Genomic DNA, 25,678 nt, shown 5'->3' on the forward strand with positions numbered 1-25,678 from the left:
GGCCGATTAATGGGTCAATGCCGGATGTTGCATTTCAAGCCAGACACGAGCCGCAGCCCCGCCGACGCGCTCAAGTGCTCGATCCAGAAATGGCCGAGGCGGCGCATATTCGATGCGCTGCTCCGCGCCGATCACCTCAGCGGCCACGGTGCGCGGTGTCCCCAGCCCATCAGCCAGTCCGAGCGCAATGCCCTGCTCGCCGGTCCAAATACGCCCGGAGAACAGCGTCTCGTCTTTTGTGTCGAGGCGCTCGCCCCGACCCGCGCGCACGGCATCAATAAACTGTTCGTGAATCCCGTCCAGCATGTCCTGCATGCGCGCCTCTTCGTCCGGATCAGGTTCAGTAAACGGGTCCATGCCCGCTTTCTCATCACCGGCCGCATAGACCCGACGCTCAATACCAAGCCGATCAATGGCCTCACTGAATCCGAATCCTCGGCTAATGACGCCGATTGACCCCACGATCGAGGCGCCATCGACATGGATTTCATCGGCTGCCGCGGCAATGTAATACGCGCCGGAGGCCATCGCGTCTCCGGCCACCGCATGCACCGGCATATCGGGGTGCGCCTCACGTAGCGCCTGAATCGCCTGATAGATGCGGCTCGATTCCACCGGAGAGCCGCCGGGGCTGTTTATTTTAAGCATGACGCCTTGTGCCTGTGGCGCTTCGAAAGCCCGCTCAAGCCCAGCAATCACACGCTCAGCACTGGCGCGGCTATCCGCCATAATCGGGCCCTCGATTTCAACAACCGCCGTGTGGGGGCCGGCGCTGGCATCCGCACCCAAGCCTAACAGCGGGCGCGCCGAGAAAAACAACAAAGCGAAGAGATAGGCGAGCACCGCCAGCTTGAAGAATATTCCCCAACGCCGCGCACGACGCCGCTCACGTATCCCCTCCAGCGCAACATCCCGGAGGCTGTCTCTTGCCCAGGTCTCTTCATCCTGCATCAATCAATCTCCTTTGGCAGTCCGACAGCGCATCAGGAAGCGGTGCGTCGACCGCAATTTGTCCTTCCGGCGGCAGATCGAATCGTAATGACTCCGCATGTAGAAACAGCCGCTTCAGCCCGAGGGCGCGCAGTTCGCGATCCGCCTCTGCGTCGCCGTAACGCGCGTCCATCGCAACGGGATGGCCAAGATGCGCCGCATGCGCACGGATCTGATGCATCCGCCCGGTGTGCAGCTGCGCCCTAACCAGTGTCCACCCCTGGTACGACTCCAATACCGTGAAATCGGTTCGCGCGAATTGCCCATCCGCCGCTACCCGCATAATGCGTTCCCCACCCCGACCAGCAAACGCCTTGAGCGGGGCCTCGACCCGCACACTGGGCGATGCAACATACCCGCGAAGCAGGGCCAGATAGCGTTTATCAACCTCGCCCTCGCGAAAAGCGGTATGCAAGGTCCGCAGCGCCGAGCGGCGTTTGGCAATGGCCAGACAGCCGCTGGTATCTCGGTCGAGGCGGTGTGCAAGGTCCAGGAAAGGCGCATCGGGGCGGAGCTGGCGGAGTGCTTCAATTACTCCGTAAGCGATGCCCGAGCCACCATGGACCGCCAGCCCCGAGGGCTTATCTAGAACCAGCACGCGGCTGTCCTCATGCAGAATGGCGGATTCGAGACGGGCCAGGATCCGCCCGGAGGCCTCCGTGGGTGCGCGACCAGCCTGGCGGACCGGCGGTATACGGACTGCATCGCCCGCGGCCAATCGGTAGGTTGGTCGTATGCGCCCGCCATTAACCCGGACTTCGCCCTTGCGCAGCAGCCGATAGACGCGGGTGCGCGGCACGCCTTTGAGGTGACGCAGCAGGAAATTATCAATGCGCTGACCGGCCAGCGCCTCGGGGACGGTTTCGATGGTAACGCCAGACAAACAGAACTCCCTCGGGTCAATCGCATTGCAAGCGTGCCATATTCCGCTCACCCAGGCATCGCAGCCGTCGGGAGTGGAGTCGTGTCGTCGGGAGAAAATGCGGCGTCGCGCTGATGCAATAGTCCCCGAGCGGGTTGTCATTCCATTGCACTGAACCATGAACAACAAGGGGTCAACCATGTCGCGCGAGGCCATGGAATACGATGTGGTCATTGTCGGAGCTGGCCCCGCCGGGTTATCCGCCGGCATCCGCCTGCGCCAGCTCGCCGCGGAATCCGGCGAGGACATCCGTGTGTGCATCCTGGAAAAAGGCGCTGAAGTTGGCGCACATATCCTCTCTGGCGCGGTACTCGAGCCCCGGGCGCTGGATGAGCTGCTGCCAGACTGGGCCGAGCGTGGTGCCCCACTCGACACGCCCGTGGCCGAGGAGCAGTTCCTCTACCTCACAGAGCAGCGGGGCCTGAAGATGCCCCTCGCCCTCCTTCCCCCGCAGTTACGTAATCACGGTAATCACATCGTCTCGATGGGTAACGTCTGCCGGTGGTTGGCCACGCAGGCCGAAGCCCTGGGCGTGGAGATCTATCCTGGCTTTGCGGCTGCCGAGGTGCTCTTCGATGACCAGGGGCAGGTATATGGGGTTGCCACCGGTGATATGGGTGTGGATCGCCGTGGTGAACCCAAGCCCGGGCATGAGCCGGGTATCGAGCTCCATGCGCGACACACGCTGTTTGCCGAAGGCTGTCGCGGGCACTTGAGCGAACAGCTCCAGGCGCAATTTGGTTTACGAGCGCATGCGGATCCTCAAACCTATGGCATTGGATTCAAAGAGCTGTGGGAGGTTGATCCAAAACAGCATCACCCCGGTCGCGTGGTCCACACCGCCGGCTGGCCCGTCGACGATGCCACCTGGGGAGGGTCATTCATCTATCACCTAAGCGCGGACAACCAGGTCTATATCGGCTATGTCGTTGGCCTGGATTACGAAAACCCGCACCTCGACCCGTTTATGGAGTTTCAGCGCTTCAAGACACACCCAGCCATCCGGCCGCTGCTTGAGGGCGGCCGACGCATCAGTTACGGCGCCCGGGCCCTCAATGAGGGTGGGCTGCAGTCCATCCCGGAATTGGTCTTTCCGGGTGGCGCATTGATTGGGTGTAGCGCGGGATTTCTTAATGTACCGAAGATCAAGGGTAATCACACCGCCATGAAAAGCGGCATGCTGGCGGCTGAGGCGGTTGCGGATGATCTCGCCGCCGCCACACCGGTGGGTACGCCCCTCGCCGACTACCCCGATCGGCTGCGTCAGTCGTGGGTGCACGATGAACTCCACGCGGGTCGCAACCTGCGCCCGGCCGTGGCGCGTTGGGGAATGCGGCTGGGCTCGCTCTACGCCGGGCTGGACCTGAAGATCTTCAGAGGGCGTTTACCATGGACGTTGCATCACCGCCACAGCGATCGGGATTGCCTGCGTCCTGCGAACAGCATGCCGACAATCGACTATCCAAAACCAGACGGCGTGATCAGCTTTGATCGCAATAGCAGCGTGCATCTGACCAACACCCAGCACGAGGCTGATCAGCCCTGCCACCTCCAGCTCGCCGATACGGCGATTCCGGTGGAGCACAATCTCGCGGTTTACGATGAACCGGCGCAGCGCTACTGCCCCGCCGGTGTCTACGAGATCGTTACTGACGATGCCGGTTCGCCTCAGCTCCAGATCAATGCCCAGAACTGCATCCACTGCAAGACTTGCGACATCAAGGACCCGCTCAACAACATCACCTGGGTCACACCCGAAGGTGGCGGCGGGCCCGCCTATCCCAATATGTAGGGATCAGGAACGGGGCCGCTCGTTGTCCGGATCATAAATCGGCTGATAACCCACTGATTCCACGCGAACCGGGTACGACTCGTTAAAGTACTCGATCGCGAGTTCACGCCCCGCCTCGCAGTAATCAGCCGGCAGGTAGGCCATCATGAGATTCCGACCCACGGTGGGGCCGTAGGCGATGCTCGTGGTGAACGAGCGGCGTCCTTTCGCATCCACCAGCACCTCACCGTTGCCCGGGTCCACCACCGGCAGATGGCCCAGCGGATAACGCGCCACGCCCCGCTGGTCACGGTTATCGACCATACCCAAAGTGCACAGATACGCCGGTTGACTGGCCTGGTTGCGCTGCTCGAGGTAGGCCGATTTGCCATGAAAATCCGCAGGCTTAACTTTCGGCCGGGTGAGCCCAGCCTCAATCAGGTTGTATTCCGTGCGCAGATCGGCGTTCTGCAGCCGCAGGCTCTTTTCCAGCCGCCGGCTGTTAGCGTAAGTCTCAATCCCCACTGGCGTAACATTGGCCTCGGCCAGGGCGTCCCAGAGTGCGAGCCCATCGTCGTAGTTGAAGTGCAACTCCCAACCCTGCTCGCCAACGTAGGAAATCCGAAATGCCAGCACCGTCACGCCGGCAAGGGTGATTTCGCGAAAATGCGCGAAGGGAAACTGATCGGCATCCAGCGCATCCGGCTCGGCCGCGAGGGGCTTTAACACCCGCCGTGCGTTGGGGCCCCAGACACCGAGGCAACCGAAATCCTCAGTCTGATCAGTCAGGCGGACGTCGAACCCGTGGTCATCGACCATGCGTTGCAGCCATATCAGATCGCGATGGCCGGTATCGCCGCCGTCGATGATCCGATAGCGATCGGCCGCAAGCCGAAGAATGGTTAGATCGGCACGCACACCGCCTTTGGCATCGAGGAAATGGGTGTAGATCCCTTTGCCGACCGGGGTATCGCCCCCGACTTTGGCCACGCTTGCGTATTCCAGCAGCGCCTCGGCGTCCGGTCCGGCAACGTCAATAATGAAAAAATGCGAGAGATTGATCATGCCGACATCGTCGGAGAGCTTGAGCTGCTCGGCATTGGATACCCGCCAGAAATGCCGGTTATCCCATTCATTTTCCCGCACAGGGACGCGTTCGGCGTACTGGTCAAGCAAATGCGCATTGCTCTCATAGCCATGCGCCCGCTCCCAGCCGCCCCCTTCCATGAAATGGGCGCCGAGCGCCTGCTCACGCGCCCAGAATGGGCTACGCCGAGCATCCCGGGCCGCGGTGTAGGGCTCGCGGTCGTGTACCGGTGGGTTGTAAACCTTGAAGGCGGTCTCGTAGCAGCGCGCCTCGATGTAGTCAGCCTCTCGCTGGAAGGGCTGGTAGCGGGCGATATCAATCCCGTGATGATCCAGCTCGGTGATCCCGTCGGTCATCCAATCGGCCAGCACTTTGCCCGTGCCAGGGCCATCTTTCACCCAGACTGACTCGGCGTACCAAAGCCCGCGAACTGCCGTTGACTCGCCGATGGACGGCCCCCCATCCGTGGTGACCTGCAGCAGGCCATTGAACGAGCGCTTCTCGTCATAACCCAGCTCACCCAGGATTGGTGTGAGCTCCATGGCCTTCTCCAGCGGCTCGATGATCTGCTCCATCTCGAGATCACGCTGAGAGGGCGACAGCCGGGCCTGATCCTTTTCAAGAATATCCCGGGGATGGACGAGCCGCGGCGCCTTCTCTTCGTAGTAGCCCCACTCGATCTGTCCACCCTCGGGGGTTTTCGGATCCCCCGTGTCCCGCAGATAGGCGGAGTTGCCCTGATCCCGCAGCAGCGGGTAGCCGATGTCCTTGCCCGTGCCCGCGAACGCCTCATAGGGACCAAAAAAGGTGAGCGGATGATCCAGGGGCATGATCGGCAGGTCTTCGCCGGCCATATTGGCGATCAGTCGCCCCCACAGCCCGGCACACACCACGACATAATCCGCCTCGACCCGGCCCCGCGGCGTCTCCACGCCACGAATACGCCCATCCTCGATGATCAGCCCGGTACATGCCGTGTTCGGCCAGGCACTCAAGTGGCCTGTAGCCACGGCCTCATCGACCAGTTCACCGCTAAAGACCTGCGAGCGCGGTTTGACAAGACCCGCGTCCGGATCCCATAACGCGCCCTGGATGACGTCTTCCTCAAGCAGCGGAAACCGCCGCTTCGCCTCCGCCGCGTCGATCATGTGCGCACGGGTACCGAAGGCCCGGCCTGATGTCACCTTGCGCTTTAGCTCTTCCATGCGTTCGTCATCGCCCACACGGGCGACCTCGAGGCCGCCAACCCTGTCATAGCGGTCGCGGGCGGCAAAGAAGTTAATGCTGTACATCGTCGTATAACAGGTCATCGGGTCATGCGAGGTCGCATAGCAAAAATCCGAGGCATGAGAAGTCGACCCGATGTCGGTGGGGATCGCGCTCTTGTCGATGCCCACGATCCGCGTCCACCCGCGCTCGATCAGATGGTGCACCGTCGACGCCCCAACGATGCCGCCGAGTCCGACAATGACCACATCCGCATTGGCGGGAAAATCGCTCATGATCCTGCTCCTTCGCCCTCAGGCACTGTCGGGAATCGCGACGTTGTTCTGACTCAGGGCCTCGTCAATCTCGCCGAGGGCCTCCATGAGATCGGCGACGAGCCCGTAGTCCGCCATCTGAAAGATGGGGGCCTCCGGGTCGTTGTTGATTGCTGCGATGACCTTGGCGTCCTTCATGCCTGCCCAGTGCTGGATGGCTCCTGAAATGCCCACCGCGATGTAGACATCGGGCGCGACGATCTTGCCGCTCTGGCCAACCTGGTGGTCATTCGGGATATAACCGGCGTCCACAGCCGCCCGACTCGCGCCGACGGCGGCGCCCAGGCGTGCTGCTACCCGCTCAACCAGCTGGAAATTCTCGGCCGAACCCACGCCCCGGCCGCCTGAGACCACGACTTTGGCCGTTGTCAGATCGGGGCCTTCGCCACCGGTGAGCTTCGCAGCGATAAAGCGCACCAGCCCGCTGTCTGGCCCGGCATTAATGGCCTCCACGGTGGCACTGCCGCCGGTTTCCATCACCGGCTCGAATGAGGTCGTGCGCACCGTAATGACCTGAGTCGGCTCACTGGAGCGCACGGTGGCCATCGCATTCCCCGCGTAAATCGGCCGGATGAACGTCTGCGGGTCGATCACGGCAGAAATCTCCGAGATCGGTTGAACGCCAAGGCGAGCAGCCACGCGTGGGAGGATGCCTTTGCCCTGACTGCTCGCCGCCGCGAGGACGTGGGAATAACCCCCGACAAGTCCCTCGACAACGGGGGCAACGTTCTCGGCAATGACAGTTGCCAGATGCGGGGCATCAGCCACGTAAACGCGACGAATACCGGGAACATCCGCAGCCTCGGCTGCGACAGCCTCACAGTCTGAGCCGCAGATCAGCACATCGATCTCACCACCGATTTCCCGGGCGCAGGCGAGCGTTGAGCGCGTGCCTGAGGTCAGCCCGTTCTGATCGGTCTCCGCAAGGACTAAAATCGTCATGCTGCACCTCCAAGGGGGGCCTTGAGCTTCTCAAGGAGTTCGCTGACGCTCGCCACCCTTGTCCCGGGAGCGCGAGCAGGTGGCTCGGTCACTTCCAGGACCGTCAGGCGTTGGCGGGCATCGACGCCCAATTCCGAGAGCTCGATGGACTCGATGGGCTGCTTCTTGGCCTTCATGATGGCGGGCAGCTTCGGATAGCGGGGGTCATGGAGTCGCAAATCGACGGTCACCACCGCCGGGCGAGTCAGGGCCAGCTCCTCAAGCCCACCGTCTATCTCGCGTGTCACCTCAATGGCGTCTGCCGTGATGTTCAGCGCCGAGGCTGCTGTTGCCTGGGCGCAGCCTCGCAGCGCAGCGAGCATCTGCCCGGTCTGATTGCAGTCATCGTCAATGGCCTGCTTACCGAGCAGCACCAGATCGGGTTTTTCGCGCTCACAGATGGCCGCGAGCGTCTGCGCAACGGCCAGCGGCTCGATACTCGCTTCAGCGGTGGCCAACATCGCCCGGTCGGCGCCCATGGCAATTGCCGTGCGCAACTGCTCCTGGGCGCTTTCAGGTCCAATACTGACCACCAGAACCTCATCCGCGACAGCCGCTTCTTTCAGCCGGACGGCGGCCTCGACAGCCACTTCATCAAAAGGATTCATGGCCATTTTGGTGTTGGCGGTATCTACGCCGGATCCATCGCTGCGCACACGGATTTTTACGTACGCATCAACCACCCGTTTCACGCCGACGAGCACTTTCATGGAGCCCCCTGGGGTCGAGTGTTCATGCTCCGAGCGTAACGGCGGCCCCAACGACTCGACTGGTCTGACTGCGACCGCGTTTTGCACCTTAGCGGCATGGGTCGATCGCGGAATTTTCGCGACATGACAGGGCTTTGGACGCAATCGACGGAAATTGCTACCCTCTCGGGGCTCAGCCGAGATGTTGAGGCGACCAGAGCGCCCCTCGGCGAGCGAGGACGAATGCTTTGAAGAGTCGGCGAGTAGCCGCCTCGGTAATGAAAAAACGATTTAAATTTACAACGCGCCTGCCCTGGCGCCCGCAAGTGGAATCCCCATGTCGGGTCTCTTAGCCCTGCGAATCAGCTGCCTCGCCACGCCGCCCGTCGGCGTGTGCGTGCCGTTGACGCTCGTCGCCCTGTGGCGGCGGTGCGCCGGCGCGCTGATCTCGCTGGCGGGGGCTTGGGGCAGTCGCCGGAGAACAATTCGGCATGAAAAGAATGCTAGTCAACGCCACCCAGCCCGAAGAGCTGCGTGTGGCCCTGGTCGATGGCCAGATTCTCTACGACCTCGACATCGAGACCCCCGCTAGAGAGCGTAAAAAAAGCAACATCTACAAAGGCCGCATCACGCGCGTCGAGCCGAGCCTCGAGGCCGCCTTTGTGCAATATGGTGCCGAGCGCCACGGCTTTCTGCCGTTCAAAGAAATCAGCCGCGAGTATTTCTCTGGCAGTGACGACACTGACCCCGCCAAGGTCTCGATCGCTGATGTGATCAAAGAAGGCCAGGAAGTCGTCGTTCAGGTGGAAAAGGAAGAGCGCGGCAATAAGGGTGCGGCACTGACCACCTTTATCAGTCTGGCCGGGCGCTATCTGGTATTGATGCCCAATAACCCCCGTGCTGGTGGCGTCTCCCGGCGCATCGAAGGCGATGATCGCAGCGAGATTCGCGACGCCCTGAAAGAGATCGAAGTGCCTGAAGGAATGGGCTTGATCGTGCGCACTGCCGGCGTTGGTCGCAATGCCGAAGAGCTACAGTGGGACCTCGACTACCTGCTCAATCTCTGGAGCGCGGTCAAAAAAGCCGGAGAAACACAGGCTGCACCGTTCCTGATCTATCAGGAAAGCAACGTCATCATCCGGGCGCTGCGCGATTACCTGCGCGCCGATATCGGCGAGATCCTGATTGATGACCGTGAGGTTTACGAGCGTGCCCGGGAATTCGTTCAGCAGGTCATGCCGCATAACCTGCAAAAGCTCAAGTTCTACGACGACCGGGTTCCGCTGTTTAGCCGCTACCAGATCGAAAGCCAGATTGAGTCGGCCTTTCAGCGAGAAGTTCGCCTGCCAAGCGGTGGACTGATCGTCATCGATCACACCGAGGCGCTCATCTCCATCGATATCAACTCGGCTCGCGCCACCAAGGGCGCGGACATCGAAGAAACCGCACTGAAAACCAACGTCGAAGCCGCTGAGGAGATCGCCCGACAGCTACGGCTGCGCGATTTGGGTGGGCTGATCGTGATTGACTTCATCGATATGGGCCCAAATCGCAATCAGCGCGATGTGGAGAATCGCCTGCGCGACGCCGTCAAGCAGGATCGGGCCCGGGTACAGGTGGGGCGAATCTCACGCTTTGGCCTGCTGGAAATGTCCCGTCAGCGCTTGCGCTCCTCTCTGGGTGAGTCTTCTTTGGAGGTCTGCAGCCGATGCAGCGGCCAGGGCACGGTGCGTAGCGTCGAGTCGCTCGCCCTGTCCGTCCTGCGGATCATCGAAGAAGAGGCGATGAAGGACAAAACCGGCAAAGTGCTCGCCCAGCTGCCCGTGGACGTTGCGACCTTCCTGCTCAACGAAAAGCGCACCATTCTCGGTGCGCTGGAAGCACGGAATGGCATCGAAGTCATTCTGATCCCGAATCGTCGTCTCGAAACGCCACATTACGAGCTACAGAGACTGCGCACGGACGAGGAAGAGCCGGCGGACACCAGTTACCGCATGGCCGGTGAGGATGTTGCCCCGAGCAAGGCTGAGGAGCTGCTCACTGCAGAGCGCCCGAAAGCCGAGGAGCCGCTGGTGAAAGGGGTAAGCCCCGCAACGCCTGCGCCCAGCCGAAAGGCGGCCGAGCCCACAACAAACATCTCGGAGCCAGTAAAAACGGCTGCGCAGTCCAGTCCGAGTGCGACGACGGAATCGGCGCAAGCCCCTGGCCTCCTGGGTTGGCTCAAGCGCATTGTTGTTGGTAGCGGCGAGCATGCGGATGCCGAAACAGAGCCTGAGGCCGGTAGCGCATCAGCAACGGACAAGAGCAAGGACGCGAGCACTGAACGTCAGAGCAACAGCAGTGGGCGTAGCAGTGGAGGAGGCCGTCGTCGTCGTAGCAGCAGTAGCAGTGCGGGAACGAGCAGTGGGTCTCGCAGCAACAGCAGCCGCAGCGGCAGCACGCGACGCAGTCGCCCTAACGGGAGTGAGGAGACCGCGCAGGAGGTGACGCCAGCGCAGCCAGAGACCGAAGCCGAGGCGCCGGAGACCGCGGATGGCAGTGGCACAGGCAGTAGCAGTTCAACCGGTACGGGGCGTAGCCGCCGTGGGCGCCGGGGTGGCCGTCGTCGGCGTCGCGGTGGCGCCAACGGGCAGGCACCAGATACGACTGAGGCCTCTGAGGCCACGCAATCCGACGCGGATGCCAAAGTAGAGGCTGCCGCAGAGACCGCCGCAGAACCGGCTCCCCAGGCCGCGGAGAAACCGGAGGCCGCCGAAGAGACACCGGTCAGCAGCGAGGATAAACCGAAACCGCGCCGTCGCAGTCGTTCGAGCACGACGCGCAAGAAGAGCGAAGCGGCTGATCAACCCGCCACACCAGAGGCAGCGCCGTCAACTAACGAGGCCAAAAGCACCGAGCCGGAGGCCGATGCGCCAGAGGCGGATGCGTCAAAAGCAAAGGCCGCGCCAAAAGCAAGAGCAAAGCCTAAGCCGAAGCCGAAGGCGAAACCGAAACCGAAAGAGGCATCGGCGGATGACCCCCGGCGTTGGTCGGGTCGGCCCCGTATCCCCTCTGAGGATAGCTAAACGAGCGAATAGCGCTGGCAGAGTTCAGCCAGGAGACCATCGGATGCCGCCTCGACCAAGTCAAAGACGTGGCGGAATCCGGCGTCTCCGCCAAAGTACGGGTCTGGAACCCAGCGCTCGGGTACATCCGGGGCGAAGCGCAGGAACGGATGGATTCGCGCACGCAGCGCCGAGGGTGCCTCTGCGATCAGCCAATCGTAATTCGCCTCATCCATCGCAAGCAGATAGTCGAAGAATTCAAAGTCGTGGCTGTCCACCTGCCTGGCGCGCAGATCACTGATATCAACGCCACGCGTTTGGGCTTCGGTGTGCGAACGCGGATCTGGGCGCTTGCCGATATGGTAATCGTGGGTGCCCGCAGAATCGGTATGAATCGCTTCACCAAGCCCTGATGCTCTAACCCGCTCACGAAAGACGCCCTCTGCGGTCGGCGAGCGACAAATATTGCCCATACAGACAAACAAGACGGCTGGCATGACTAACCTTCTGACGACGAATGGTTGAGTTGTCTTTCCGCGGCCAGGAGGTCGGCGGCCGTATCAATACCTGGACCTGGCGTGGTGATGGCATCCACCACCTGGATCCACTCCCCTGCCTCGAGGGCGCGCAGTTGTTCCAGTTGTTCAAGTTGCTCCAGCGGACTTGCGGGTATACCGGCATGGCGTGCCAAAAACCCGCTGCGATAGGCGTAAATGCCGAGGTGCCGACGCGCCGCTGCTAACTGCAAGCCGGTATTACCTTCACGATCCCAGGGAATCGGCGCCCGGCTGAAATACAGGGCCCGGCCCAGGTGATCACTCAAGACCTTGACAGTGTGCGGGTCATGCAAATCATCCGTATCGGTGATCGGCGCACAGAGCGTTGCCATCGCGGCGCGTGGCTCCGTTGCGAGAGCGTTAGCCACTTGAGCGAGCAGCGCAGAGGGCATCAGCGGCTCGTCCCCCTGGAGATTGACGACGATCGTGTCCGCATCCATGCCCTCACGCGCAACCACTTCCGCCAGGCGATCGGTCCCGCTCGGGTGATCACTCCGGGTCAAACAGACTTCCCCCCCAAGCGGCTTCACCGCATCGGCAATCCGCGAGTCATCCGTTGCCACAATTACCCGGTCTGCCCCGCTGTCGATCGCCCGCTGCCAGACGTGCGCGATAACCGGCCGGCCGGCCAGCGGCAGCAGCGGTTTGCCCGGTAGCCGTGTTGCGCCGTAGCGCGCGGGAATAATGACGGTGAATGAAGTCATTGACTCTTCTTCCCATGCGCATGGCGCGCTGCGGCCTGCTCAATCACCCGGTCAAGCGCACGAACACCATCAGGGCTGAGGGCAGCCTGCACGGGGAGATACCAGACATCCTCCGACGCGAGTTCACGGCATTTCACCGCATCCTTTTCCGTCATGATAACCGGTTTCTCGTCATCAAACGTGATGTCAGAAGAACGGTAGCGGTGATGATCGCCAAACGCGTGTTGCTCAACCTCGTAGCCCAGCGCTTCCAGACTGGCGAAAAACCGCACAGGGTCACCAATACCGGCGATACCGTGCACCTGCGCGCCTGCCCCTGGCGGCGACCTCTGCGGTTTTGCGATACCGACCGGCGCCAACGCGAGGGGAGTCAGCACGAAATGTCCCTCGCCATGATCAACCTCTCCCCCGTTGCCAATTACCGCGTCCACACGCATCAAACGCATTGGCGGCTCCCTGAGCGGCCCGGCCGGCAAACACCGACGATTGCCCAACCCGCGCGCAGCATCAATCACCAGAACCTCAGCATGCCGACCCAGCGCGTAGTGCTGCAGTCCATCATCACTAATGATCAGATCCACCGCTTCGCGTTCGAGCAGGGCCTGGCCAGCAGCTGGACGATCCCGGGCGATCGTCACTGGCGCGCCGGTGCGTTGCGCGATGAGCACCGCCTCATCGCCAACCGCTGCGGGGTGAGTTGTTCCCGAGACCGCCATCGGCCCCGCGAGTTGTCCACCATAGCCGCGTAAAATAACGCCTGGTTGATAACCCAGGGCCCGGGCCCGCTCGACGAGCCAGATCACCAGTGGGGTCTTGCCTGCGCCACCCACGGTTACATTACCCACCACCACAACGGGCACCGAGAGCCATCGCACCGGCAACAAGCCATAGCCATAGCCGAGTCGACGTAAAGCAGCGAGGCCGCGAAATCCGTAGGCAAGCGGTTGAAGCGCCGTGCTGATGAGCCCGCCCGCTTCCCAGAAGGCCGGCGTTCGTTTACCGATCATGGGCTGCGCCGTCGCCCAGTCCAAACTGCAGCTGATGGAGAGCGGCGTAGGCACCACCATGCTGGATCAGCCCGGTGTGGTGCCCACTTTCGACCACGCGCCCTCCGTCAAGAACCAAAATACGATCAGCGCGCTCAATGGTTGAGAGCCGGTGAGCGATAACCAGCGTGGTGCGCCCCTGCATGAGGCGCTCGAGTGCCCCTTGAATGTGCCGCTCGGATTCGGAGTCAAGCGCTGAGGTCGCCTCGTCGAGAATCAGCAAGGGAGCGTCCTTCAGGAGCGCGCGGGCAATCGCAAGCCGCTGACGCTGCCCGCCTGAGAGCAGCACGCCATTCTCCCCGATCTGGGTGTCGAACCCATCCGGTAGCGCTTCGATAAAACCGCGGGCATTGGCTGCCTCGGCCGCTGCAATAATTTCCGGTCGATCAGGGATTGGGTCTTGGCCGTAAGCAATATTTTCGGCAACGCTGGCGTTAAACAAAACCACCTGCTGGCCGACCAGCGAAATCTGACGGCGCAGTGCAGACAGCCGATAATCAGAGAGGGACACGCCATCCAGGCGAATTTCCCCTTCTGTTAGCTCGTAAAATCGCGGCAATAGACTCACCAGCGTGCTCTTACCACTCCCGGATCGCCCGACGATAGCGACCGTCTCACCGGCCTCAATGGTCTGATTGATCCCCTGCAGGACAGGCTGGGAGCGATCGCCATAATGAAAGCCTACTGCGTCTAGTTCGAGGCGCCCGTCGACACGTCCCGGGTCATACCGTCCAAGGTCTCGCTCCGGCGGCTCATCGATGATCTCGAAAATACTTTCTCCGGCTGCTATACCTCGTTGAATTTCCGCGTGAACTTTAGTCAATCGCTTTAGGGGCTGCAGCAGCAAAAGCATGGCCGTCACGAAAGAAACGAACGTCCCAACGGTCACTGTGGTCATGCTGCCCTGGAGCGTGGCCAACCAGACGACGACCGATAATGCCAGCGCCGCACAAAACTGTACGACCGGGGTACTGAGCGCCTGGGTTGCTGCGAACTTCATGAACTGCCGGGTGTTGCGCACGTTTGCCTTGGCAAAGCGGTCTCGTTCGATCTGCTGGGCGCCAAAAATGCGGACCTCATCACTGCCCTCAATGGCCTCCTCCGCCACATAGGCAATATTGCCGACCGAGCGTTGAATGGTATGACTCAGACGCCGGAAGCGCTTGCTGACATACCAGACGACACCGATCACCACCGGCCCAAGCAGCGTGAAAGTAAGGGTCAGCGACCAGCTGAGCCAGGCCATGTAGCCAAGCAAGAAGATCACAGTTGCACAGTCGCGAATAATGATGACAACGGCGTTCGTTCCAGCCTGTGCCACCTGCTCGACATTGTAGGTGAGCCGCGAGAGGAGCATCCCGGAGGAGGCTTCGTCGAAATAGCGTCGCGGCAGCGTTAAAAAGCGATCAAATACCTGTTCCCGCAAGCGCGCGATAACCCGACGACTAATCCAGGCTGTGCCGTACTGCGCAGCGAAACTACTCACGCCACGGATAATGAAAATGCTGAGGATGCCAACGGGGATAAGACGCAAAATCGCCATGTCCCGCTCGACAAAGCCCGAGTCGAGCATCGGTTTGATCAGCCAGGCGAAACCCGCCTCAGTCGCACCGGTAATAACCATGCCGAGCACCGCGATGAGGGCAACCTTCCAGTGCTCGAGCACATAACCCAGCAGACGCTGATAAATTGCCCAGCCTTCGACTTGGGGAGCACCCTCGCGGGCCACGTTCATGGCATATTCCTTATGGTTTCCCCATATCCTGCCGCCAGGTTGGTGGGCGATTTCCACAGTCCGCTGGCGCTGATCAGCGCGCGCACGGTAATCGGGAATGATAATGGATTTGCTTACCGCCCTGAAAGCGACCGACTCGATGCGACTCGTTCAGCCATCGACCGTGGCGGACGCGTGCGCCAGGGCCAATCTCCACCCCGGTAGCCGTCAGCTTTACATGGAGCGCACCACGAAGGCCCAGGTCATGAATCGCAAGTCCTCGGCAACGAAGGCGCTGAATCAGCCCGGCATCCGGCATCCGATACGGATTGCGGTAGCCTGCAGCCACCACCACCTGGTCTGGTTTTGCGGCCTCCAGAAGAGCTGAGGTCGTGCTGTGTCGGCTACCGTGATGCGGGGCTTCCATAACGTCTACCGGCTGTTGCAGGCGCCTGGCAAGCGCGTGTTCCGCCTGGCCCTCTGTGTCGCCGGTAAAGAGCACTCGGCCACCCCGGGTTTCAACGAGCACCACACACGATGCCTCATTGCCGGTGCCGATCCGGCCAGGCTCCGGCGCCAGAATAGCGAAATTGACGCCGTCAGCCGACCATCTTTGACCGGAAACACACTGGCGAGCACCCGGTAAAGCACTTATCGGCTCACCCGTCATGACTTGGTCAATGGAAAAGGCCTCGCGCAGTGTCTCGACCCCGCCTCGGTGGTCACGATCCGCATGCGTGACCACCAACCGATCGAGCCGACGGATGCCACGCTCCTCAAGAAACGGCTTCAGCGTGAATGTCGCCGCGTTTCCGCCCGAGAACCAGGCAGGCCCGGTATCAATGACCGTTACGCCGGCGCGGGTCTGGAGAACCGCGGCGTTCCCTTGTCCAACCTCGAGCCAATCGATCCAAGCTTCGCCATGATCCGGGCGTAAGGGTGCCGCGAGCGCGATAGGGAAACACAGCGGTACCGCAAGCCAGCGTAAGGGCAGCCCGCGGGGAAGCAGCATGAGCCCAACAGCGAGCAGAGCGCCCATCGAGCCAACAGCCTCGCCAACGCCCAGCGATAAAAGGCCTGGGCCAACCCCATCCAGCCACTCCCCCGCTATCAGCAGTGCCTCCAGCAGTCGGGCAAGCGCACCAAGCCCCCAAGCTGAGATGCCCGGAGTCATTAGGTCCAACAGGGTCGCGCCAAGCGCCGCCGGTACGATAAAAAACGAGAAAACAGGAATCACCAGCAAATTGGCGATCAAGCCCTGCGGGCTCCAGGTGCCGAAAAACAGCGCCGACACGGGCGCAAGGCCCAATGTCAGTAATGCCTGGATACGCAGCAGCGCGCCTGGACCGCCCGGCCGGCGACCCCGGGCGACCAGAATGATCAATGCCACCGCACTGAACGACAGCCAGAAGCCTGGCGATAACCCAGCGGCGGGGTCGAGCGTAAGAATCAGCATGGCCGCCAGCAGCAATGCACGGCCAGGGAGAAGACGGCGCGCGACGGCCGCTGCGGATGCGACCACGGCGAACATGATAAGCGCGCGCTGGGTCGGCAGCGCAAAGCCTGCAAGTGCCGCATAGCCTGTGGCGGCAATGCCCCCGAGGACCAGCCCGCTCCAGTGCCGCGCACCCGGTATCCGGGCGAGTGCCCAGAGCCATTGCCCCAACATGACCCCAAGCCCACCAACCAGCCCAATGTGCAGCCCGGAGATCGCCATGAGATGGCTTGTGCCTGTCGCCCGCAGAATCTCCCATGTCTGTTCGCTAAACCCTCGACGGTCACCCACCATCAACCCCTGCAGCAGCGCACTGCCCTGTCCTGACCCTGCCAAGGAGCCGATGTGATCGCTCAAGCGGGCGCGCCAGGCGGGTAAGCCGCTCGCGGGTGTCTTGCTTTCTGCCTCGTCCGGCCGGCTCAGCGTCCCCCGGGCATCAATCCCATCTGCTGCCAGCCAGCGTTCATAATCAAAACGAACGGGGTTCATGTAGCCCCGTGGGCGTCGCAAACGAACCCATAGCCGCCATCGCTCACCGGCCTGAACGCGCGGGCGTTGATCATAGATCGACACCTGGATGCGCCTTGGCAGCGGCCCACGCCAATTCTCGATGGCCTCTACGGCGAACAGGAACTGCTGGCGGTCTTCATGATTGTCCGGGAGGTCCACGACCTGACCGGTGACAGCCACTGGACTACTCAGCTCCAAGGCGGGGCGTAATGACAACGCCCAGGCCTGCCAGACAAGCGCGGTGAGCACGCCGGCCGCCAACCAGCCTGGGAGCGACCGTGATGCACTCAACGCCAGGGTGGGAAGGGGCAGAACAAGGGTCAGGACCCACGGGCCGAGATGGGCTGGGAGCCAGACCGCGACGAGTAACCCGAGTAAAAAGGCGAGCAGACGCCCGCCTAGCCCATAGTCACCCAACGCTGATTCCCTCAGTCGCCCGCTTCACCTTTGAAAGGCTAGCAGGCGGTATCAGAGCGGCTGGAGCACCCCGTCGGAGAGATTCAACCGTCGATCCATCCGCCCGGCGACATCGAGATCGTGCGTTACCAGCACCACGCTCGTGCCGTTGGCCCGGTTCAATGACTGAAACAGCGCAAGGATGGACTCCGCGGTTTGCCCGTCGAGATTGCCCGTGGGCTCGTCGGCCAGCAGACAGCGCGGTGTCGTGACGAGCGCTCGGGCAATCGCCACCCGTTGGCGTTCACCGCCCGATAGCTCGGCCGGCTTGTGAGCCCAGCGCGCGCTAAGACCAACCTGGTCCAGCATAGCCTCCGCTTGCGACTGGGCCTCGCTGGCCCTCAATCCGCGAATGAGCAGCGGCATCGCGACGTTTTCCATGGCGGAGAATTCGCCGAGGAGATGGTGAAACTGGTAAACAAACCCCAGCGCCCGGTTACGCAGGCGACCCCGCCCCACCGCGCCAAGCCCATTCAGCGCTACGCCATCCACCTCAATCGTGCCCGCGTCGGGGTCTTCCAGGCCGCCAAGCAACTGCAGGAGCGTGCTCTTACCCGATCCGGAGCGCCCGAGAATGGCGACCTGCTCACCCTGCGCCACCCGAAAATCGAGATCCTGCAGAACATTCACGGCCAGACCGGCCTCGTTGAAGCCCTTGCGCACGCCCTGGCAGGCAATGACCGGCTGCGCATCACTCATAGCGCAATGCCTCCGCCGGTGCAGTCCGCGCCGCCCGCCAGGCGGGGTAGAGCGTAGCCAATAGGCTCAACACCACGGCCGAACCCGTGATACGCCAGACATCAGGCCATCGCAGATCGGAAGGGAGCTCGCTAATCCAGTAAACATCGCCGGAGATAAACTCCAGCCCAAGCCATTGTTCGATGGCCGGGACGATGGTCTCGACATTCAAGGCCAGGCCGATCCCCGCCCCCGTCCCGACCAATGTGCCGAGCAGACCCAGGAGAGAGCCCTGAATCACGAAGACCGCCATGACCGTCGCCGGCCGAGCGCCGAGTGTGCGAAGAATAGCGATATCTGCTTGCTTGTCCTGAACCGCCATAATCAGCGTTGAGACGATATTGAAGGCCGCAACTCCGACGATGAGCATCAGAATGATGAACATCACGGTTTTCTCCATGGCCACCGCTCGAAAGAAATTGCGGTGCTGCATGGTCCAGTCACTGACCAGGTAATCCCCCGGCAGGGAGCGCGCGATACCCCGCACCCGTTCGGGGGCGATCATCAGGTCCGTGAACTCCAGACGGATGCCGCTAATGCCCTCCTCCAGGCGCAGCAGACGCTGGGCATCGGTCAAATGAATCAGCGCCAGCGATCCGTCGTACTGAGCCATGTCGACATCAAAGATCCCCGCCACCTCAAACCGGCGCATGCGCGGCAGAATGCCGGCGGCTGATGCCCGCACCTCCGGGGTAACCAGATTGAGCGGGTCGCCCAGGCCGACACCAAGTTCCTGGGCAAGCCGACTGCCCAGGACAATCTGCCAACTGCCGGCTTCGAGATTGGCGAGTGACCCGGCCACCACGTTGTCAGCCACCTCTGAAACCGCTGCCTCCCGCTCAGGGTCGACCCCCCGCAACAAGGCCCCGGTCACCGCACTGCCACGCGTGAGCATGACCTCGCCTCGGACAAAAGGCGCCACCCCCGTCACATCCGGCATGCCCTCCAGCTCGGGGATCAAACCAGCCCAATCCTGCAGGCTGCCCTCGTAATCCTGCACTGTGGCGTGGGAGACCATGCCGAGAATGCGCTCGCGCAGCTCTTTCTCGAAGCCATTCATCACAGAGAGCACCGTGATCAGGGCCATGACCCCAACGGCGATCCCCAGCATCGAGCTGGCGGAAATAAACGAAACGAAGCGATTCCGCCGGCGCGCCCGCATGTAGCGCAGGCCGATGAAAAGTGGCAGAGGCTGGATCATGCCACCACCCTAAGTCGGCGCGTGACCTCGATACCCGCATCAGTTGGCTCGGCTCCCAGCGCAATGACGTCCACGCCAGCGGCCATGGCGCGGCGCAAGGCCTGCCCATAGGCCGGATCGATGTCGTCGGCTGGGCTCACCGTGTGCACATCCGCGCGTTGAGCGCAGAACACCAGCATGGCAGGCGTCCCACCCTCCACAAGGGCCTGGAGCACCTCAAGGTGACGCACGCCACGGCTGCTCCGTGCATCGGGGAAGACAGCCAACCCTTGATCCACCGCCGCTGTCACGTTCTTTACCTCGATAAATCGGCCGTCTCCTTCCTGATAAAAATCCGCGCGCATAGGTAATCCCGGCACCGTTACTTCGGCGCGAGCCGGGCCGCCCGCAGCGGTCTCGGGCATCAATTCAGGGGAATCGAGCACTTCGCCGACCAAACGATTGGTCCGACCCGTATGAATCCCCACACGGATGCCGTTTGCAACGCCTACTTGCTCCCACGTATGCGCATATTTCCGCCCTGCCCGATCACTATGAGACAGCCAAACCGGCATGCCGGGCTCCGCGCAGCCCAGCATCGAGCCAGTATTGGGGCAGTGCGCCGTCAGCGTCTCACCAGAGCGTAGTTGCACATCCGCCAGAAAGCGCTTGTAGCGGCGCTCAAGGACGGCGGGAATCAGGGGTGCGTCGTAATCCATGCGCGGAGTCTACCGAGCCACGGCCCGGGCTTCACCCAGTTTCGCGAGATCACGGCATTGGTTAGACTCTGCGGCCCTTTCCGTTACCCGATGACGTCATGACTTCGACTGATGCAGAGTTGCTCGCGCCGGCTTTGCCGGAGCGCGCCGGTGAGCGCCAAGACTGGCTTGGCCTGCCTGGTGATGCGTCGGCGCTCGCCATCGCCGAAGCCAGCCGACGCCACGACGGCCCCCTTCTCGTGGTCACGGCTGGCAGCACCGAGGCGCAACAACTGCGGCGTGGGCTGCGTTTTTTTGCGCCCGATGAAGAAATTGAGCTGATGCCCGACTGGGAAGTCCTCCCTTACGACGTCTTCTCCCCCCATCAGGACATCGTCTCGGAGCGGCTGCGCGCACTTCATCGTCTAAGCCGCCGCCGTCGCGGTATTCTCATTCTGCCCGTGGCAACGCTGATGCAGCGGATTGCACCCCCTGAGTTTCTGCGCTCGACAGTGACTCGGCTGGCGGTTGGCGAAGCGCTCGACCTCGAAGCCATGCGTCGAGGACTGGAGCAAGCGGGCTATCGGTGTGTTTCAGAGGTCCTGGAGCATGGTGAATTCACGGTGCGCGGTTCCATACTCGATCTCTTTCCGATGGGGGCGACGGCACCGTATCGCATTGATCTCTTCGACACCGAGATCGACACGATTCGACGCTTTGACCCGGAAACGCAGCGCAGCGCCGAGCGCCTGGAGTCCATCGAACTGCTTCCTGCGCATGAGTTTCCGACCGATGAGGCAGCGATTAGCCGGTTCCGCCATCAATTCCGGGCGCACTTTGAGGGCGACCCCATGGCCTCGGCGGTCTACCAATCGGTCAGTGACGGCCATATCCCTAACGGCATCGAGGCCTACCTGCCGTTATTTTTCGAGCAAACAGCGAGCCTCTTCGATTATCTACCGGCGGATACACTCGCGATCCGCCACGGTGATATCGACGCCCAGATGGATACGGATTGGCATCAGATTGGTGAGCGCTTTGAGCAACGCCGTCACGACCGCGAGCGGCCCTTGCTGCCACCGGACACGCTCTATCTCAATCCGGATCATGTGCGCCAAGGCCTGAACGCGCATCCCCTGGTCGATATTGCGGCGGATCACCGCCGTGAGCCAGCCCGCGCGCGGGACCGCAGTCTCCCCAGCCGGCCCCTGCCCAATCTTGCCCGGGGAAGCGCTGAGCATGATGGCCTGGATGCCCTGGTCACATTTATTGGCGAACACCCGGGGGCCATCCTGCTCACAGCAGAAACACCCGGGCGCCGTGAGGCGCTTCGCGAGCGCCTGCAGGCCGATAACCTGCGGCCCAGTGCGATGGAGGACTGGCCCACCTTTCTGACGGAGCGACCGTCCGTGGGCTTGACCGTGGCGCCCCTGGACCATGGTTTTCGCTTGCCGGACTCGGATATCGCGGTGATTCCGGAAGCAGCACTCTATCCCGAGCGGGCCGAGCAGCGGCGCCGCCGCAAGTCCGCGCCGCAGCGAGACCCGGAGTCCATCATCCGGGATCTGACGGATCTTCGCCCAGGCGCGCCCGTGGTCCATGAACAGCATGGCGTTGGACGCTATCGCGGCCTGCAAACGCTCACCATCGATCAGGTCGATACAGAATTCCTCACCCTTGAGTACGCGGGTGACGACAAGCTCTATGTGCCGGTTTCCAGCCTCCACCTCATCAGCCGTTACACCGGCGCGGATACCGACGAGGCCCCGCTCCATCGCCTCGGCAGCGGCCAATGGGAAAAAGCTCGGCGCCGGGCGGCGGAGAAGGCACGGGACGTGGCCGCTGAACTCCTGGATATCTACGCCCGCCGGGAGGCCCAGCAAGGTGAGCCGCACCGCGTGCCAGAGGACGAATACGCGCGCTTTGCCGCGCAATTCCCATTCGAAGAGACACCCGACCAGGAAGTGGCCATTCATGCGGTGCTGCAAGACCTGAAGCGATCACGCCCCATGGATCGCGTGGTTTGTGGTGATGTCGGCTTTGGCAAGACCGAGGTGGCCATGCGGGCGGCGTTTGCCGGTGTGCAATCGGGTCGCCAGGTGGCCGTCCTGGTTCCGACTACCCTGCTCTGCCAGCAGCATTACCAGAATTTCAGTGACCGCTTTGCCGACTGGCCAGTGCGCATCGAGCAGCTCTCCCGCTTTCAGTCTGCCAATGAGCAGGCGCGTACCCTCGCTGATCTCGAGGCCGGCAAGGTCGATATTGTCATCGGCACGCACAAGCTGCTGCAGCGCTCCGTCCAATTCCGCGAACTGGGCCTGCTCATCATCGACGAGGAGCACCGCTTCGGTGTGCGCCAGAAGGAGACGCTTAAGCGGATGCGCGCGAACGTCGACGTGCTCAACCTCACGGCGACGCCCATCCCACGTACCCTGAACATGTCGCTCGCGGGATTGCGTGACCTGTCGATCATCGCCACACCGCCCGCCCGGCGCTTGGCCGTCAAGACCTTCGTGAATGAATGGAACGACGCGCTTATTCGCGAAGCGTGCCTGCGAGAGCTTCACCGCGGTGGACAGGTGTACTTCCTGCACAACGATGTTCAGAGCATCCAGCGAACGGCCGAGGCTCTGGCGGAGCTGTTACCGGAAGCTCGCGTTCGAACGGCGCATGGCCAGATACCAGAGCGTGAGCTGGAGCGCGTGATGCTCGACTTCTACCACCAGCGCTACAACATCCTGGTCTGCACAACGATTATCGAAAGCGGAATCGATGTACCAACCGCCAATACGATCATTATCAATCGCGCGGACCATTTGGGCCTCGCCCAACTTCACCAGCTGCGTGGCCGGGTTGGACGCTCACACCACCGCGCCTATGCCTACCTATTGGCACCACCCCGTCGCAGCCAAACCCCGGATGCGGCGAAACGGCTCGAGGCCATCGCCTCGCTTGAAGACCTGGGTATCGGATTCGCTCTTGCCAGTCATGACCTGGAAATACGGGGTGCAGGCGAACTGCTGGGCGAGGGACAAAGCGGGCAGATCCACGAGGTGGGCTTCACGCTCTACAACGACCTCCTCGACCGCGCTGTGCAGTCACTTAAGGCCGGCCAGGAACCCGCACTCACGCAACCGCTGGAGCAGGCCACCGAAGTGGATCTCCACATCCCCGCCCTACTGCCCGCTGACTATCTCCCGGATGTTCATACGCGGCTGGTCATGTACAAGCGAATTGCCAGTGCGAAGGGGGCGGATGGGCTACGTGAGCTGCAGGTGGAGATGATCGACCGCTTTGGCCTGCTCCCTGAGCCGGCCAAAAACCTGATGGCTATTGCGCAGTTACGCCAACGTGCTCAGGCCATGGGAATCGAGCGGATCGAAGCGGGCCCCGGCGGCGGGCTGGTGCAATTCAGTGACGCGCCTCAAGTGGATGCCGGCGCACTGGTTCGGATGGTTCAGGAACAGCCAGCGGTGTATCGTCTGGAAGGACAGGAGCGGCTGCGCTTTCGCCTGGAAACGGAAACCCCTGAGGCGCGTATTGAGGCTATTGAGCAGATGCTGCAGGCGATGGCACTGCGCGAGGCCGCCTGAATCACCCCCATGGAGGCCAACGTGAAAAGGCGCCCGTACCGGTTTTATTTGCCCATGCTGTTGCTGTTGGGACTGGCATTGACTGGCCAGGCGCCTGCACAGGACAACTCAGACTCGCCTCAATACTACCGCGTCGAGGTCATCCTGCTAGGTCAGCCACCCATAGCCGAGACGTTTGCGGAGGCCCCCAGCGAGACGCCCCCACCACTGCCCGTTCGCTTTGCCTGGCCATTGCAGGATCCAGGCGAAGAGGGCCTCGGGTATACACGGGTTCCCGAGTCAGAACGCGCACTGAACACTATCGCTCGGCGTCTTCGCGATCGTGAAGGGTTTACGGTCTACTGGCATACCGCTTGGGAGCAGCCAGGCCTCGATGCCGATCGGGCGCAGTCTGTTGCGCTCCCTGCCGACCTGGGCGCAGATGCCCCGCGCGGTATGCTGCGGGTCTATCGCAGTCGCTACCTGCACGCAGAAATCGAGCTGCGTGCGCCCGCTGACGACGACCGCACCTGGGTCATGTCAGATGCCCGGCGCATGCGCAGCGACGAGCGTCACTACGTCGATCACCCCGCGCTTGGTGTGATTATTGAGGTAACGGAGGTGCCAGACCCGAGATAAGGGCCTGTAAAACCTGCCGGACCGATTGAATTCCGGTCTGCAGCGTCTCGTGAATCTGCTCCATCGCAATGACTTCATCCCGCCCCACGCCGGCCGCCCAGTTCGCAACGACAGCGCAGGTCGCGTAAGGGATCTCGAGTTCCCGGGCGAGCGCCGCCTCCGGCATGCCGGTCATTCCCACCATGTCACACCCATCTCGGGCGAGGCGCTGAATCTCGGCGGCGGTCTCAAGCCGCGGTCCCTGAGTTGCCCCGTAGCAGCCCTGAGTTTGCGCATCCACGCCAGCCTCATGCGCTGCCGCAATCAGCCGGTCGCGAAGCGCTGCATCGTACGGCTGAGTAAAATCGATGTGAACGACGGCATCATGATCATCATCGTGATAGGTGCTGGCACGGCCATGGGTGTAGTCGATGATCTGGTCAGGGAAGGCCAGCCGGGCCGGGCTGAGTGCCTCATGAATCCCCCCAACGGCAGCCACCGCCATTACCTGCTTCGCACCGGCCGCCTGCATGGCCCAGATGTTGGCGCGGTAGTTCACTCGATGGGGTGGGATCGTGTGGCCATAACCGTGGCGCGCCAGGAAGATCACCGGTTGCCCGTGCAGGCGCCCGTGCGTGAGCGGCCCGGACGGTTCACCGTAGGGCGTATGCACCATCTCGCGGCGCTCGATCTCCAGGCCCTCGAGCTCCGTCAGCCCGCTTCCCCCGATGATCGCCAGCGTCATACTCAGTCCTCGTCATCCGGATGCGCTGCGTAAATCGCATTCACGTTGCGCAGATAACCTTTGTAATCCATACCCACGCCGAACACATAGCGCTCGGGTACCGTTAGCCCCGCGAAGTCCGCTTTCAAGCCAGGGACTCGAGCGGGATTAGGCTTATCCGCGAGCACTGCGGTCTGAACACTCGCCGCGCCCTCCTCCTGACAGGCCTCAAGCAACCCGCGGAAGGTGTGCCCCTCATCGAGAATGTCATCCACCAGGAGCACATGCCGGCCTCTGAGGGGGGTTTGAGGGCGGGCCAGCCATACCAGCTCACGGCCGGTCGTGGTCTTGTGATACCGAGTGGCGTGGATGTAATCCACCTCGAGGGGGAAATCGAGCCGGGAGAGCAAGCGACCCAGCGGGACGATGGCGCCAGTCATCACGCCAAGCAGCAACGGACGCGTGCCACTGAGCGCCGTTGAAATCGCCTCGCCCATGCGATCGAGCGCGGCCTCAATGGCCGGTGCATCGTGCAGACATTCCGCACGGGCCATGACACCCGCCAGCTCGGTCGCATCCAATTCAACGCCCTGTGACATCCCCGACTCCGCATGGCTGATCAATCCACCAGTATAGCGACG

19 protein-coding genes are annotated in these 25,678 nt (G+C 62.2%); 4 read left to right on the plus strand and 15 right to left on the minus strand.

The genetic code is table 11. The features are described 5' to 3' along the window. Window positions 1-6: 6 nt before the first annotated feature. Together SPISAL_RS04185 and SPISAL_RS04190 are read right to left on the minus strand one after the other, a co-directional pair. Window positions 7-951: a S49 family peptidase gene (locus SPISAL_RS04185; protein WP_016353221.1), complete on the minus strand. Its 945-nt coding sequence runs from the start codon at window positions 949-951 to the stop codon at window positions 7-9. After that, entirely contained in the window at window positions 941-1,873 is a 933-nt protein-coding gene (locus tag SPISAL_RS04190; protein WP_016353222.1) for an RluA family pseudouridine synthase, read from the minus strand. The genes SPISAL_RS04185 and SPISAL_RS04190 overlap by 11 nt, the downstream gene beginning before the upstream one ends. 178 nt (window positions 1,874-2,051) lie before the next feature. Here SPISAL_RS04190 and SPISAL_RS04195 point away from each other — a divergent pair, with 178 nt between their 5' ends. Beyond that, window positions 2,052-3,704 (plus strand): electron transfer flavoprotein-ubiquinone oxidoreductase, encoded by a 1,653-nt coding sequence (locus SPISAL_RS04195; protein ID WP_016353223.1) that lies wholly within the window; start codon window positions 2,052-2,054, stop codon window positions 3,702-3,704. A gap of 3 nt (window positions 3,705-3,707) precedes the next feature. Here SPISAL_RS04195 and SPISAL_RS04200 read toward each other — a convergent pair whose 3' ends face one another. The 3 genes from SPISAL_RS04200 to SPISAL_RS04210 are packed head-to-tail and all read right to left on the minus strand — an operon-like array spanning window position 3,708 to window position 8,002. Next, a complete protein-coding gene (locus SPISAL_RS04200; RefSeq protein WP_016353224.1) occupies window positions 3,708-6,272 on the minus strand; it encodes a GcvT family protein in 2,565 nt (854 codons plus the stop codon). A gap of 18 nt (window positions 6,273-6,290) precedes the next feature. Continuing rightward, entirely contained in the window at window positions 6,291-7,253 is a 963-nt protein-coding gene (locus SPISAL_RS04205) for an electron transfer flavoprotein subunit alpha/FixB family protein (RefSeq protein ID WP_016353225.1), read from the minus strand. Further along, complete coding sequence (locus SPISAL_RS04210) at window positions 7,250-8,002, minus strand: electron transfer flavoprotein subunit beta/FixA family protein (RefSeq protein WP_016353226.1); 753 nt, start codon at window positions 8,000-8,002, stop codon at window positions 7,250-7,252. Before SPISAL_RS04210 ends, SPISAL_RS04205 begins: the two co-directional genes overlap by 4 nt. Window positions 8,003-8,481: 479 nt before the next feature. Between SPISAL_RS04210 and rne the strand changes: the two genes are divergently transcribed. Further along, a complete protein-coding gene (gene rne / locus SPISAL_RS04215) occupies window positions 8,482-11,046 on the plus strand; it encodes a ribonuclease E (protein ID WP_016353227.1) in 2,565 nt (854 codons plus the stop codon). On the opposite strand, the gene SPISAL_RS04220 is transcribed toward rne, so the two are convergent. The 8 genes from SPISAL_RS04220 to sfsA form a co-directional block, all read right to left on the minus strand. After that, window positions 11,043-11,522, minus strand: a complete 480-nt coding sequence (locus tag SPISAL_RS04220; protein ID WP_016353228.1) for a low molecular weight protein-tyrosine-phosphatase — start codon at window positions 11,520-11,522, stop codon at window positions 11,043-11,045. The two genes, rne and SPISAL_RS04220, sit on opposite strands and share 4 nt — an antisense overlap. Before the next feature lie 2 nt (window positions 11,523-11,524). Continuing rightward, window positions 11,525-12,286, minus strand: coding sequence for a 3-deoxy-manno-octulosonate cytidylyltransferase (gene kdsB, locus SPISAL_RS04225; RefSeq protein WP_016353229.1), 762 nt, complete (start codon window positions 12,284-12,286; stop codon window positions 11,525-11,527). Continuing rightward, the gene (gene lpxK, locus SPISAL_RS04230) at window positions 12,283-13,293 is read right to left on the minus strand and encodes a tetraacyldisaccharide 4'-kinase (RefSeq protein WP_016353230.1); all 1,011 of its coding nucleotides are present in this window, start codon (window positions 13,291-13,293) and stop codon (window positions 12,283-12,285) included. Before lpxK ends, kdsB begins: the two co-directional genes overlap by 4 nt. Continuing rightward, window positions 13,283-15,067 carry a lipid A export permease/ATP-binding protein MsbA gene (msbA, locus tag SPISAL_RS04235; protein ID WP_016353231.1) on the minus strand — a complete coding sequence of 595 codons (1,785 nt, stop codon included), beginning with the start codon at window positions 15,065-15,067 and terminating at the stop codon, window positions 13,283-13,285. Before msbA ends, lpxK begins: the two co-directional genes overlap by 11 nt. 73 nt (window positions 15,068-15,140) lie before the next feature. Then, entirely contained in the window at window positions 15,141-17,468 is a 2,328-nt protein-coding gene (locus SPISAL_RS04240) for a DNA internalization-related competence protein ComEC/Rec2 (protein WP_016353232.1), read from the minus strand. 51 nt (window positions 17,469-17,519) lie between these two features. Continuing rightward, window positions 17,520-18,206: an ABC transporter ATP-binding protein gene (locus SPISAL_RS04245; RefSeq protein ID WP_016353233.1), complete on the minus strand. Its 687-nt coding sequence runs from the start codon at window positions 18,204-18,206 to the stop codon at window positions 17,520-17,522. After that, on the minus strand, window positions 18,199-19,446 hold the full coding sequence (locus tag SPISAL_RS04250) for a lipoprotein-releasing ABC transporter permease subunit (RefSeq protein ID WP_016353234.1): 1,248 nt from the start codon (window positions 19,444-19,446) through the stop codon (window positions 18,199-18,201). Before SPISAL_RS04250 ends, SPISAL_RS04245 begins: the two co-directional genes overlap by 8 nt. Beyond that, window positions 19,443-20,144: a DNA/RNA nuclease SfsA gene (gene sfsA / locus SPISAL_RS04255; RefSeq protein ID WP_016353235.1), complete on the minus strand. Its 702-nt coding sequence runs from the start codon at window positions 20,142-20,144 to the stop codon at window positions 19,443-19,445. The genes SPISAL_RS04250 and sfsA overlap by 4 nt, the downstream gene beginning before the upstream one ends. Window positions 20,145-20,242: 98 nt before the next feature. On the opposite strand from sfsA, the gene mfd reads away from it, so the two are divergent. Both mfd and SPISAL_RS04265 read left to right on the plus strand, forming a co-directional pair. Then, a complete protein-coding gene (gene mfd / locus SPISAL_RS04260) occupies window positions 20,243-23,716 on the plus strand; it encodes a transcription-repair coupling factor (RefSeq protein WP_016353236.1) in 3,474 nt (1,157 codons plus the stop codon). Window positions 23,717-23,737: 21 nt separating this feature from the next. Continuing rightward, window positions 23,738-24,334, plus strand: coding sequence for a CsiV family protein (locus SPISAL_RS04265; RefSeq protein WP_187287978.1), 597 nt, complete (start codon window positions 23,738-23,740; stop codon window positions 24,332-24,334). Here the strand turns inward: SPISAL_RS04265 and SPISAL_RS04270 are convergent. Beyond that, the gene (locus SPISAL_RS04270) at window positions 24,300-25,058 is read right to left on the minus strand and encodes an S-methyl-5'-thioinosine phosphorylase (protein WP_016353238.1); all 759 of its coding nucleotides are present in this window, start codon (window positions 25,056-25,058) and stop codon (window positions 24,300-24,302) included. The genes SPISAL_RS04265 and SPISAL_RS04270 overlap by 35 nt on opposite strands. 2 nt (window positions 25,059-25,060) lie before the next feature. Further along, the gene (locus SPISAL_RS04275) at window positions 25,061-25,636 is read right to left on the minus strand and encodes a hypoxanthine-guanine phosphoribosyltransferase (protein ID WP_016353239.1); all 576 of its coding nucleotides are present in this window, start codon (window positions 25,634-25,636) and stop codon (window positions 25,061-25,063) included. Between the last annotated feature and the right edge of the window lie 42 nt (window positions 25,637-25,678).

This window comes from Spiribacter salinus M19-40, from assembly GCF_000319575.2.
In the GTDB taxonomy this organism is placed as follows: domain Bacteria; phylum Pseudomonadota; class Gammaproteobacteria; order Nitrococcales; family Nitrococcaceae; genus Spiribacter; species Spiribacter salinus.